Source organism: Oceanirhabdus seepicola, from assembly GCF_023684385.1.
Lineage (GTDB): Bacteria > Bacillota > Clostridia > Clostridiales > Clostridiaceae > Oceanirhabdus > Oceanirhabdus seepicola.
On the sequence record NZ_JAGSOJ010000003.1, the window covers coordinates 354,733 to 368,713 of the forward strand.

Sequence of the window (13,981 nt, forward strand, 5' to 3'; positions counted from 1 at the left end):
TTACAAGATTTTATTTACAATGGATGAAGGAAGTGTTATAGTAATATCATAAAAAGAAAAAACATGTAAAAGGGGAATATACATATGGAACTTTCAAGTAAAGCTAAAAAAATATCTCCATCATTAACTTTGGCGATAACTGCAAAAGCAAAAGAGTTAAAAGCTAAAGGTGTGGACATAGTAAGTTTTGGAGCTGGAGAACCAGATTTTGATACGCCTGAGAATATTCAAGAGGCTGGTATTAAGGCAATTAAAGCAGGATTAACAAGATACACTGCAGCTTCAGGTATTGTTGAGTTAAAGGCAGCTATTACTGAAAAATTTCAAAAAGATAATAATCTTACTTATAAAAAATCACAGATAATTGTTTCAACTGGAGCAAAGCAGTGCCTAGCAAATGCATTTCAAGCTATTTTAAATCCTGGAGAGGAAGTTATAATTCCAGGAGCGTATTGGGTAAGTTATCCAGAGTTGATTCAATTAGCAGATGGAGTACCTGTAATAGTTGAAACAAAAGAAGAAAATGAATTTAAGTATAATATTGATGAATTAAAAGCAGCTATTAATGATAAAACAAAAGCTATTCTTGTGAATAGTCCAAATAATCCTACTGGTACAGTTTATGGTAAAGAAGATTTAGAAAAAATTGCTGAGATAGCTAAAGAACATGATTTAGTAATTATTTCAGATGAAATATATGAAAAACTTCTATATGGAGAAGAAAAACATGTTAGTATTGCAAGTCTTAGTGAAGATGCATATAACAGAACAATAGTTATAAATGGAGTATCAAAAGCATATGCAATGACTGGATGGAGAATTGGTTATGCAGCGGCTAGTGAAGAAATAACTAAGTTAATGACTAGTCTTCAGAGTCATGTAACATCTAATCCAAATTCTGTTGCACAATATGCTGCATTAGAAGCATTAACTGGAGATCAGAATGATGTAGCTAATATGGTCAAGGCTTTTGAAAAGAGAAGAGACTTTATGGTTGAAACAGTAAACCAGATTGATAGTGTTTCTTGTATTAAACCAAAAGGTGCATTCTATGTTATGGTTAATATTAGTGAGACATTTGGTAAATCAATAAATGGAAAAGTGATAAATACTTCAATGGAATTCGCAGAAGCGATACTAGAAGAGGAAAAAGTAGCTGTTATTCCTGGAATAGCGTTTGGTATGGAAGGATATATCAGATTATCATATGCAACTTCTATGGAACTTATAAAAGAAGGATTAAAAAGACTTGAAAACTTCATTAAAAAAATGCAATAATATAAATATACAGTAAACAACTTCAATTGAAGTTGTTTATTTTATTTATACCTAAAAGGAGATATTGCTGTGACTGAATCATTGATAAAAACGGGTGGAAGCATTATTAAATTTAATAAACATTTTATTGAGCATTTTCTTGAAATTAAAAGAAGAAATAGTGAATATACATCAATAAGTTATGAAAGGGATATAAAAGACTTTTTCAATGTGGAAGTAATAACAGAAATCACTCTTGATGATATAATTAATGTTAATATTTTTCATGTAGAAGCATATATGTTGGACTTACACAACCAAGGAAAATCTTCAGCAACAATAAATAGAAAAATATCTGCATTGAGTTCTCTTTACAAATGGCTTTTAAAATACCAAGATAATAGAACGGGTGTTTCAATAATTAAATATAATCCTTTTGGCAGCTTAAAGGATGAGAAGCCAAAGGTTAATAATAAAGAGACGGAATTTTTAACATTAGAGGAAAGCAAAAGGTTAATTGAATCAATTGATGATAGAACTATATTAGGAATGAGAAACAAAGCTATATTATCATTGGCAATTACAACAGCTTTGAGAAAATCAGAAATAATTAATATTAAGTTTAAGGATATAAAGAAAATCCATGGATATGATGTAATAGAAGTGATTAGAAAAGGTAATAAAAAGGATATTGTTAAAATTCAAGCTAATGTATTAAACTTGATTACTACATATATAAATAATACAAATAGAAGTTTTGAGAATAATGAGAATGACTATTTATTTATAGGACATTCAAGAAACGGAAAGAATAAAAAAAAGCTAGATCCTAGTACTCTTAATTATATGATCAAGAAATGTTGTGAAAGAGCGGGAATTAATAAAAAAATAAAGGTGCACTCTACAAGGCATACAGCAATAACACTGGCAATAACATCAGGGGCATCAATAGAAAAAGTTAGAGATTTTGCAGCTCATAAGAATATAGCAACTACAAATAGATATGTTCACTCGATAGACAAGCTAAAAGATAATGCAGGAGATCTAATTGATCTTTTTGATTAGATATTCAATATAGAGCTACTTCTGATTAAGCACAAGTGGAGTAACTAGATTAAGTGTTTTTTATTTTTTATTCTTTAGAAATTGAACTGGTGCAATTTTACACAAACATGTAATCCATTGATACAAGCAAGTTTACGTATGATAATTTCTTTAAGAAACTTTTCAATTTCCTGAAAAACAAAAAATGGAATATAAATAGAGGGGAAGTCAAAATTTAAACTTCCCCTCTATTATATTATACCACAAAAACAATATAAATTATAGACTTACAATTTATGGCTGTATGTTATATCATAGTAATTGTCTCTTTTAATAGAGGTAGATATATGTTAAATAGAACTTATTATCTGAATATGGAGGGATTAATATGGAGTTATCTAATAAGGAATGGGAAATTGAAGAAAATAGACTTGAAAGAATAAACGGTGTAATCAAAAACCAATTAAATGATTCAGAGAATAGTAGAAAGAAAGTATTTAATCAAGGTATGCAAATAGGACGTGATTTTTGGGATAATGACATAACTGTTCCGGAAAATTCATTTGATTTAAAAGCTATTGTAGATATAACTCAGAACCTTCAAGCTGTGAAAAAAGAGCAGCAAAAAGTTGAGATAACAAGTAACGCAATAAGGAAATTGAAACTTCTGCAGGATAACCTTTATTTTGGAAGAATTGATTTCCAAGAGTGTGGAATTGATGAGAAGGAATCCATATATATTGGTGGGGGTACTTTGATAGATAAGTTAGATATATTAATCTATGATTGGCGTTCTCCAGTGTGTGGAATGTTCTATGAACATGAAATGGGAGAGGCAGATTATGAATGTCCAGAAGGGCAGATAGAAGGAGAGATAACCCTTAAGAGACAGTATAGCATAAGTGATGGAAAGATAAAATATATGTTTAATACAGATCTTAAGATAGATGATGACATACTTCAGAAAAGTTTAAGTAATAATTGCGATGAGAATATGAGAACAATCATTAAATCAATTCAAAAGGAACAAAATAGGGTGATAAGAAATAAGAATGAGGATGTTCTTATTGTACAAGGCCCTGCTGGAAGTGGAAAAACGTCAATTGCTCTTCATAGAGCTGCCTATGTATTGTATAAATATCGAGAGAGAGGACTTAAGTCTGATAATATAGTAATTTTCTCTCCTAATGAGATCTTTAATGATTATATATCTGAAGTACTACCTGAACTTGGCGAGAATAAAATATCTCAAACAACCTTTATGGAATATGCTATGGATTCACTAAGAAGAAACTTAAGTATAGAAGATGGGTATGAACAGATGGAACAAATTCTTTCAGGAAAGGGAAGTCAATCTTACAAGTTAAGAAGAGAGAGTATTATGTTTAAAGGAAACTTGGAATACCAGAGAATCATAAGAAGATATATTAAATATCTTGAAGAGAATACTATGAATTTTAAAGATATATGGTTTAAAGAATGGTTGATTATTACGGGGGAAGAGCTTAATGATCTTTATTACAACACATATGGGAAATGGCCAATAAAGCATAGATATAAAGAGATGATTAAGGATATTGAATGTAGGATAGATCAGAAGAATATCAAGAAGTTGAGACTTGAACAGATTGAAAAAGAATTAGATGAAGATAATCAATACTGTTATGAAGGTAATGACTTGATTAAAGATGTATTTAATAGAGAGATGGTTACTTTCAGAAACTATATTAAAAGCTTATTGTCAATTAACGAAGTGCAAGTTTATAAAAAACTTGTAGGTGATAAAGTATTATTTAATAAGATGGCAAGCGGAATTGAACTACCAGGTAATATTATAGACATACTAAGGAGCACATTTAAAAATCTTAATAATAATAGAGTTATATTTGAGGATATTACCCCTTTGTTATATATAAAACATTCTCTAGGTAATATAAGAAATATGACTCATATAAAGTATGTTATCATTGATGAGGCACAGGATTATTCTCCTTTTCAATATAAGTTATTTAAACAGCTATTTCCTAAAGCTGGATTCACTATATTAGGAGATATTAACCAATCTATTAATCCATATGTGAATACCTTAGATTATAATATTATAGCTAATATTTTTAATAATAAGAGTTCTAATATAATAGAGTTACACAAAAGTTACCGTTCCACAAAAGAAATATCAGAATTTACAAAGAGAATAATTAATAATGAAAAGATTATTAATGTTTCAAGAGTGGGTGAAAAGCCAAGGTTAATAGAAGTAAGTGATTATGAAGATAGGATCAAGAAAATTAAAGTGGATATAGAATCCATGGTTAAAAGTGGATTAGAGTCAATAGCAATAATATGTAGAACAGCTTCTACAGCTTCTAAAGTATATAGAGACTTTAAAGGAATAGAGGGTATTGATATAAATCTAATTAAAAAGGAAGATGAAAAGTTTAAGAGTGGAATAAATATTGCACCGTCCTACCTTTCTAAAGGGCTGGAATTTGATGGGGTAATAATATTTGACGGTGATAAACATGTTTATTCTAACGAAGAGGAAAGACTGTTATTCTATACAATTTGTACAAGGGCATTACACAGGTTAAGTATATATTACAAAGAAAATCCTACTAAGTTCATAGATGCAATTGATGATGAATTATTTATATAAGGATAAGGCGTATTTAAGAATCAACTAATTTTAATAATAAATTAGGAATGGGGAAGAGAATGAATTTTAACCTATTTAAAAATAAGAATTTCACATTGTTCCTTTTGGGGCAAGCGACTTTTTCTTTAGGAACAATGGGAAGTTTGGTAACAGAAAGTACACCAATAATAGTTCAATTTTAAAATTTGTACAATATAAATCACAATATATAACAATATTCTTCGGAGTAAGTATTTTTATCTTTTTAATGCTTTCTGGGGAGTATTTTATAGTGGATTATACCAAAGTTGTATACCAATTGATATGCTTGGAAGGTACGCAGCTACTGAGGGTGGGGTTATTACTTTAAGCAGACTGGTAGGCTTAAAGATGTATGGGTATTTCTTTGATATAGATGGTTTGCTAATTCCAATGAGCATACTAGGCGTTGGTATAATATTGAAAATTATAATTCAATTACTATTTATGAGAGAAACAAGGTGTGGGATTGATGGGTGGTAATAAATTGTAATTATACAAGTAATATGGTAAAATTATTTATATTAATTGCATGTTTTGTAATTGATTAATTTTCTTATATGACTACGAATTAAAGAAAAGGAGTGTTAAATTAGTACTAACTTTAATGAAGTAGGAATTGGAAGTAATCGCTGACCCTAAAGCAACAGAGGTGAATAGGTCAATACTTTATTCAAGCCTAGGAACATATGGAAGAGAGGTTTTACCATTAACAAATGGTAGAAAGTGAATAAAGTTGCTGAAACAACAATTTAACTTGATAATTTTAATGAGATTCTAAACTTATTATGTGTTTAAGGATATTTAAAGTATAAACAAGTCTGGAGTTACTCTAGACTTGTTTTTATCTATAGAATTTTTGAATAAAAATATTAGAGAATAGGAATCTATGTAACAAATATGATATAAAAAAGGGGATTAAAAATGAATATTGGAAATTTTGTAAAGAAACAAAGAAATAAAATTAAGCACTTATCAAATGGGTGGAAGGGGGCCTTAACTTCTTTATCTATTACAGCACTAATTATTTCAATATTTATGGGATATAACATTTTTAAACCAAGTGGAATGGGTGCTTTTCTGGTAGGTACGATGATTTTGATTCTAGCTACAGTACTTTTTTCGGGAGTTATAAGTATAGTTGTTCATATAATTAAAAAAGCACCCACAAGATTTATTTGGATGACAATCTGTTCATTTTTATTAATTTCCTTATACTTTTTTTCGGGTACATATGTGTCATTACTGGTAAGTCTATATTTTGTCATTGTAATTCCAATTTTAGGCGGTTTCTTGTGGAAGCAACTAAAAGGAGAATTCAAAAGTATAAAACTATCAAAAAAAATCTGTGTATACTCAATTAATGGGATATTAACTATTTTTCTTTTGATAATTTCTTTTTGGGTTATAAAAGATAGTGACTCTCTTGAAAAACGAATTAATTTAAGTGAATTGAAGAATTCCAAAAACTATGATTCTTCTATTGAAAATCCAATTGAAAAGGGAAGTTATAGTGTGAAAATTATCACCTACGGAAGTGAAAATAATTATCGTAAAGATTTCCAACTTTCAGATTCTTTAAAAACTAGAACTATTGATGGTTCAGCTTTTTTAGAGAATTGGTCAAAATTAAGAACAAGCACACTGGGATTTGGACCAGATAAAATGCCTCTTAACGGAAGAGTTTGGTACCCGGATAGCAATGAAAAGCATCCTCTTATAATAATGGTTCATGGTAATCACACAATGAATGACTACTCTGATGAAGGGTACGGATACTTAGGAGAGCTTTTAGCGAGTAGAGGTTATATTTTTGTATCAGTCGATGAGAATTTTTTAAACAGCTCATTTTTTGAGGATTTACTGCTTTTTCATTCTTTGAAAAGAGAAAATCAAGCTCGTGGTATGCTGTTACTTGAACATGTAAAGCTTTTTAAAGAATGGAATTCAAGTTATGATAATCCATTTTCAAATAAAGTTGATATGAATAATATAGCACTAATTGGTCACTCTAGGGGAGGGGAAGCTGTAGCTATTGCTTCTGCATTTAATAAGATGAAAGTTCATCCTGACAATGGAAATGTAAAGTTAGATTACAACTTTAATATCCGTGCCATTGTTTCAATAGCAGGAACTGACAGTCAGTACAAGCCATTAGAAAGACAGCTACTCTTAGAAGATATTAACTTTTTGTCTATCCATGGCTCTCATGATATGGATGTTTTTTCTTTTCAAGGTATGATGCAATATGATAGAATTCAATTCAGTGGGAAGGGTGATTTTTTTAAATCGTATGTGTATATATATGGTGCAAATCACGGACAATTTAATTCTACTTGGGGAAGAAATGATTTAGGGGTGATAGGAGGAATGAAGCTTTTTAATACCAATCAGTTAATCTCAAAAGAAGATCAAGAACAAATTGCCAAAGTTACAATTTCTTCATTCTTAGATGCAACCTTAAAAGGAAAGATTGAAAATAGAAAAATGTTTAAGGATTTAGGATATGCTATGAAATGGCTACCAGACAATCTTTATTTAAATAATTATCAAGACTCTAAGACGTTAATAGTAAGTTCCTTTGATGAAGATATAGATATTTCCAGTACAACATTAAAAAGTGGGACAATATCTGGTGAAAATTTGGAGATATGGAAAGAAACAAAAGTTGACTTCAAATTTGGGGATAATGAATTCAACTCAGTTTTTCTAAAATGGGATAACAAAGAAAAATCAGCATCTAAAGTTCCGAGCTATATAATAACGCTGCCAGACTTAGAAACTAATATATCAGAGAGTAGTTCTATTATATTTTCTATGGCGGAAAACAATGAAAATGAGAGATTAAAAGAATACAAAGATGCGTTGATAGACTTAACCATAAGTATAGAAGATTCACTTGGAAATAAGGCTTCCATTCCATTGAGCCATTTTTCTCCACTTGTTCCTATGGTTGAAGGAAAGATATTAAAAAAGCCTTTTAGTAAGAGCAATAGTAAAGAACCTATATTTCAATATTTTGAATTTGAGCTGAAAGATTTTTTACATGAAAATAAAAGCCTTGATATAACCAAATTGAAAAAAATAGGTTTTACCTTTGATAAGATAGAAAAAGGCTCGATTTTAATTGATGACATAGGTATTAGATAGTGAACTCTACCTCCACTTGCTCACACTGGATGTGGGATTAAAGGAAAATCACGTTTCATTTTTGAAACGTGATTTTTGATTAAGCATTTAAATTAATTACATGTCCAATAACATAAGTAGATAGTGCTTATCCAAGGGAGCCCTAGGCTCTTACGGCACCAAAATTTTCTTTTATCACAGGGGTTTATTTCTAATGTCCAACTATCTAATAAGGCTGACATTGGATTTAAGAATAATCCTAAGGGGGTATTGTGATAATTAAGACTAGTGTATTATTTCCACTTTGAATCTAAGAACTTTCCATCATCATCACTAATTCTAATTTTCTTTTCAATACCATCTATGGTAACTTCGTGAACAATCCCCTTTTCAGTGTTAACAACAGAAATATTAGAAATTCTATCTCTATAAGTATCATTTATACGTAAAAGTAGTTCTTCTTTTTTTATTTTAGGAACTAAGGGAGTATCATCATAAATATTATTTATATTAGAAATTCTTAAATACATAAGCTGTCCAAATTCATTTAATGAGATGCAAATTTCTTTAGTTTCATCAATTACATTACCAATTTTCTTTTGGTACCTACAGTAAATAATATCCTTTTTAAAAATAGTTGATGTTTCCTCGTAGTTATTCAAGTTTAAATTATTTATATACATTTTACATTTATCAGCCAGCTCTTTTTCGCTCTTTTTTTCTTCAGTGACTTTGTTGTAAGAAAATTGTAAATTAAACCATATATAATCCTTGCAATATTCATTATAAAATACAGTACAATTTTCATTTTCATCACTAAAAACTACACTGTTACCATTTATTTTAGGGAAAATATTAGATGTGTTTTTAATTCCATCACTTAGGTATTTTTTGTTTAAGGATAAAATTATTTTGGATACAATATTATGATTTGGGAAAGTTTTTGAAAGATCATTATTGCTATTGCTTTCTTGTGAAAATGATTCCAAGTTATTTTCACAGTTATATCTAAATATTGAATTAAAGAATTTGCTATGAAAATGAGTATCATAAAAATCAATTTTCCAAAAGCCACAATCAAAACTATCAATGGTATCATTATAGATTATTGAAACAGCATCAAGATAATCAATAGTTTTTTTTATTACGTCTAAATCTTCAGGCAACAATACATCTTTTCTTAAAATAATTTTAGCGTCTTCTAAAAAAGAATTTAATGGATCTAAGGAAATGCTTGGTGAAAAATTGTACATTGATTTAGGTTTCATAGCAAGTTCATGAGATAAATATTGTAATTGTTTTATAGTGGAGCTTATTTCTATTGTTGATTTATCAAAAAATTCATCATTGGAAATTAATAATACATTAAGATCATCTTTTAGGTCACTAATAGACTCAATAAAACTAGATAAAGTCTTCCTGTTTTTATCAGATAATTGTTTTTTTTGAGCGTCATTGCTTTTATAAAGACTAACAGTGGAAATTAGTAAGATTATTGTTAACAACATTAAAGGCTTTAGAAACTTATTTTTATTTTTTATATCCATAAAGCACCTCGTATTAAACTTATTTTAATTTGATTTTAATTACAATATAGATAAATAATAACATGGGTTCTATTTGTGGGTCAATTAGCTATAAGGAATGTGAAAACCAATTCAAAAATACTCGATTAAATGTTTGTATATTCTTTAGGAGTATTTTTCTTGTGAATAGTATCAATATTTATAGTGGGAAGATTTAGGTTAAACTTTAAGGATAAAAGGCGTAAAATCAATGTTACAAAAAAGCTAATGTAAAGAGAAGCTATTTGTGGAATATGGTCATATGAGAAATACATAGCCATAGATCCTACAGCAGATGCTGAAGCATAGATTTCTTGTTTTAGAATTAAAGGAATATCTCTAACAAACATATCTCTTAATACCCCACCCCCTACACCAGTTAGCATTCCCATGCATGTTACACTAAATAAATTGGTCATATTATGAGTAATGGCTATTTTAGCTCCTAATGCCGTAAATGCTCCCAGCCCTATAGCGTCAAAAATTAAAAATACAGTTAATTTATTTTTAATTGGAGAGTTAATTTGAAATTTAATCAATACAGGATATAGAAAGAAAGTAAATATGGATGTAATAATACTTATAACAAAATACTTAGGATCTCTAAAGATAGTTGGAGTAAGATTTCCAATAACAATATCTCTAAATAATCCTCCGCCGCATGCAGTTACAATAGATAAAGTAATAATTCCGAACAAATCTAATTTCTTACGTATTCCAGCTAAAGCGCCAGATATAGCAAATACCATAGTTCCAATAATGTCAAACATATTTAACCAAAGCATAGTACATTCTCCTTTATGAGTATTTTATATGTAAATACCATTAAATCTAAATTTAAATTGAATGTTTATTTGTTAGTAAAATATAAAAGGACAGGGAATAAAAAGTATAGCAAAGCTAGGCTTTTTATTCCCTGTCCTTTTATCTGAAAGATTCCCTTTAATAAACTAATCTTATTAAAAGTTGCTCCTTTGATGCCCCAATAAGGGGTCTCTCCAGGGGTGTGTCAGATTATTGTATAAGACCTGAAAGCTTCAAAACAAACTCAAAGCTTAGTTTGTTTTTTTCTTCTACGGTTATCTATAAAGATATCTCCAATAATCTTCATTCACAAATATTAACATTTATGTTTTTATTTTATGCATTGGATGTAAAGTTGTCAACATAAATTTTCTAAAAATACCTTAATTATATAAGGAAATTTAAAAGTTTAGAAATAGTATTAATCAGTAATAATATTGTATAAGTGTATCAGAGTGTTAATGCTTTATTGACTAACTTATTTTAATTGGAATATAATTGTAGTATATCTACCATAGAAGCTGAAACATGAGAGTATATTTATTACAATATGGGAGCATTAAGTTATTCAGAACAAATTGAAACTTTTAACTAATTTTAATGTTAAATGAATTAGAATATTTACAAATCTAGAGTTACTCTAGACTTGTTTTTATGGAGGGGTAAGTATGAGAATAGAGTATAAACAAGGCGCTAAAGAATTATTAAATGAAATAAAAACACTATGGGAGAAATTAAATGAACATCATATTGAGAAGTCAAAGCATTTCAAAGAAAGATTTAAGAGTTTTACATTTGAGTGGAGAATAGGTAAGTTAAGTGAAAATGAAGATAGAAAAATCAATGTTATTGTTGTGAGTGATAAGGATAAGGAAGAGAATATAGGTTATTGCCTTGCTTCTGTATTGGGATCATATGGAAACATAGAGTCGTTATATATTGACCCAGAGTATAGAGGGTTAAATATTGGTGAGAGACTAATGACAGATTCACTTGAATGGATAAATAGTTATGAGGTTGAAGATATTATGATAGGGGTAGCAGGGGGTAATGAGGATGCCTTTGGTTTCTATGAGAAATTTGGATTCTATCCAAGAGTAACAAAGTTGGGATTGAAAAAAGAATAAGAATTAAATATTAAAGCTGCTTTATTAAAGAGTAGCTTTTTTTATTTCTAATTTAACTATTTTGTAAATTATTACAATGAGAATCGTTCTATAATAATTAAGAGATATAATGGAGTAGTTAACTAGGAGGAATACTATGAAAACTAAGGCACTATCAGTTTTTATAATAATTATGATTTTTTTATCAATACCATCATGTAATGATGGGAAAAACAAAAATAGCGAAAAAAATACATTTACAAACACGAGTAATGTAAAGAGTAAAGACGAAGGAAAGAATGTTAATAATGAGGAAAATAAACAAGGAGAAACAGCAGAAAAAAATATATATAAAGAAGATTACCTTGAAGCATGTAGATTATTTGCTGATAAATATATTTTTCTTGAAGAAAAGATTGGTAAAAGTAGAGAAGTATTTTTAAAAGAGAGAATCAAGTATTCTGATAAGGTTGATTGGAGTGATGGAAAAGAGGTTTTTATAAAGGAAATCAGAGAGCTTTGTGCACTGTTTCCTGATGAAAATGTTTCTTTCAAGTTATCAGAAGAGCTGAGGAAAGAGTCAAAATTCTTAGGATTTATGTGTAAGTACTCTCTTGATGGTAAGGTGATGATTGATAGAGTATATGATGAGTATTTTGAATTAGATAGGACAAGTAATAGTGGGAGGAATAGTCTTCGTAGTGGTTATGAGATTATTGAATGGAATGGGAGACCGATTAATGATGTAATTAAAGACTTAGGTGAAGTTAATAAGAAATCAAGTTGTAATGCTCAAAATGAAGTGGCTGCAAGATTTTTAACAGTAGAAAATGGATATATGCCATTGAGAGATGAATTAAAGCCTATTGAAATTGTGTATAAAAAAGATGACGAACTCTATTATAAAAAACTTAAATGGAAGAGATTAAAGGACACTTACAGCTATATAGAATACAAAGCGAATGAAGAGAGAAGTGTATTAATCTTAAACAATCATAAGCCTTCATTAGAAGACATACCTAAAACTTACAGGTTTATCAATGAGAATCTTATATATTATTTTAGAGAGAGCGATGGGATATGGAGCGCAGTTCTTCATCCAAGAGATTTTATAAGTTGGAATCATAAAGATCTTAATAAGACAATGGAGGGGATTTTATCAAATAATCCTGATGTTTTGTTGGTTGATTTAGAGGATACCTTAGGGGGAAGTGAAAAAAATATAATAGAACTGGCTAAAGCCATAAATATAGATAGTAAAATGATTATCAAAAATGAATATTTAAATAGTAATAGTAATAAAGAAAATAATTCAAAGGCTAAGTATTCTGATTATTATGATAAAATCACAATAGAAAATAAATGGGTGGGTCCAGTTTTAATTAGAACAAATTCTGTTACTTCAGGTGCTGCGGAGTATTTTGCACGATGGTTCCAACAGAATAAAAGAGGGATGATTTTTGGACAGCCCACAGCAGGGACTGGAGGCATACATGAAGTTTTTTCTTTAAATAATACTGGTACAGAAATAGAATTTTCTATAGGAAGTGGAACAATAGTTGGGAATGAAAAGCCCATAGAAGGGAATCCAGTGATTCCTAATATACTTTATGATGAGTCAATGAGAGAAACTTATAGTATAGTAGATTTCTTTTCAACCTATGGTAAGGAGTTATTCTCAGAAGAAATAATAAAAAAGGCTGAACAGAGAATAAAAGAGAATTTTGATTGGAGAAATTGGAATACCTTTGGAGATACAGTAATAGAAAAGTGCGAAGAGGAAGAATGGGATGAGACTATAACAATTAATTATAAAACGGATGTCTATGAGCCTAACACTCGGGTGAATTTTGAAGAAAGAAATAATCCAAATGAATTATTGATTAGGATAAATAATGCAAGATATTCAAGCTTTAATTTTAAAGGGATGGAAGAATCAAAGTTCATAAGTGAACACTATTATATACCAGTAATGTGTGATGATGCATGGGAGTATGTATTTAGGTTAAAAAAATCTGTTCAGTGGGAATTGGAAGAAAAGTATAATCCATATAGGCAAGTTATTAAATTAAGAGAAAAAGAATCAATAGAGGAGAGTTCAGGGTACAGTATAATCACTAATTACATAGGTGGAGAGACTATGTGGCATTTACCTGATATGATAGAAAATAGTAAAATTGTTAAGATTGGTGATGAGTTGCGCTTACAAATTGGGGATTTTTTAAATAAAGACGAATGTGAATTAAAAGCTAATGAGCTAAGAGAAGAATATAAAGAGCAAGTTGAAAATCTTAAGTTTACAGTTGTGAAAATTGAAGATATAAATTATTAGGATAGGGTATAAGGAATAAGGATTTAAGGAGAGAGTATGATTGTGAGTATATTAAGGAGTAACTTTTACT

10 protein-coding genes and 1 riboswitch are annotated in these 13,981 nt (G+C 29.2%); of the genes, 8 read left to right on the top strand and 2 right to left on the bottom strand.

From position 1 onward, the window contains the following. Positions 1 to 84: 84 nt before the first annotated feature. The 6 genes from KDK92_RS15470 (at position 85) to KDK92_RS15490 (ending at position 8,125) form a co-directional block, all read left to right on the top strand. Positions 85 to 1,278, top strand: a complete 1,194-nt coding sequence (locus KDK92_RS15470; RefSeq protein WP_250860242.1) for a pyridoxal phosphate-dependent aminotransferase — start codon at positions 85 to 87, stop codon at positions 1,276 to 1,278. A gap of 69 nt (positions 1,279 to 1,347) precedes the next feature. Next, positions 1,348 to 2,322, top strand: coding sequence for a tyrosine-type recombinase/integrase (locus tag KDK92_RS15475; RefSeq protein WP_250860243.1), 975 nt, complete (start codon positions 1,348 to 1,350; stop codon positions 2,320 to 2,322). Between the two features lie 367 nt (positions 2,323 to 2,689). After that, the gene (locus KDK92_RS15480; RefSeq protein WP_250860244.1) at positions 2,690 to 4,957 is read left to right on the top strand and encodes a HelD family protein; all 2,268 of its coding nucleotides are present in this window, start codon (positions 2,690 to 2,692) and stop codon (positions 4,955 to 4,957) included. 59 nt (positions 4,958 to 5,016) lie between these two features. After that, positions 5,017 to 5,139 carry a hypothetical protein gene (locus KDK92_RS24600; protein WP_276576004.1) on the top strand — a complete coding sequence of 41 codons (123 nt, stop codon included), beginning with the start codon at positions 5,017 to 5,019 and terminating at the stop codon, positions 5,137 to 5,139. Positions 5,140 to 5,260: 121 nt separating this feature from the next. Continuing rightward, positions 5,261 to 5,458 (top strand): hypothetical protein, encoded by a 198-nt coding sequence (locus KDK92_RS15485; RefSeq protein ID WP_250860245.1) that lies wholly within the window; start codon positions 5,261 to 5,263, stop codon positions 5,456 to 5,458. A 441-nt stretch (positions 5,459 to 5,899) separates the two neighbouring features. Next, positions 5,900 to 8,125, top strand: a complete 2,226-nt coding sequence (locus KDK92_RS15490; RefSeq protein ID WP_250860246.1) for a hypothetical protein — start codon at positions 5,900 to 5,902, stop codon at positions 8,123 to 8,125. Positions 8,126 to 8,397: 272 nt separating this feature from the next. Here KDK92_RS15490 and KDK92_RS15495 read toward each other — a convergent pair whose 3' ends face one another. Next, a complete protein-coding gene (locus tag KDK92_RS15495; RefSeq protein ID WP_250860247.1) occupies positions 8,398 to 9,651 on the bottom strand; it encodes a hypothetical protein in 1,254 nt (417 codons plus the stop codon). 125 nt (positions 9,652 to 9,776) lie between these two features. Beyond that, complete coding sequence (locus KDK92_RS15500; RefSeq protein WP_250860248.1) at positions 9,777 to 10,454, bottom strand: trimeric intracellular cation channel family protein; 678 nt, start codon at positions 10,452 to 10,454, stop codon at positions 9,777 to 9,779. A 121-nt stretch (positions 10,455 to 10,575) separates the two neighbouring features. Further along, a riboswitch (glycine riboswitch) is annotated at positions 10,576 to 10,681 on the bottom strand. A gap of 460 nt (positions 10,682 to 11,141) precedes the next feature. Between KDK92_RS15500 and KDK92_RS15505 the strand changes: the two genes are divergently transcribed. Together KDK92_RS15505 and KDK92_RS15510 are read left to right on the top strand one after the other, a co-directional pair. Next, complete coding sequence (locus KDK92_RS15505; RefSeq protein ID WP_250860249.1) at positions 11,142 to 11,600, top strand: GNAT family N-acetyltransferase; 459 nt, start codon at positions 11,142 to 11,144, stop codon at positions 11,598 to 11,600. Between the two features lie 136 nt (positions 11,601 to 11,736). After that, positions 11,737 to 13,911 (top strand): S41 family peptidase, encoded by a 2,175-nt coding sequence (locus KDK92_RS15510; protein WP_250860250.1) that lies wholly within the window; start codon positions 11,737 to 11,739, stop codon positions 13,909 to 13,911. Positions 13,912 to 13,981 lie beyond the last annotated feature (70 nt).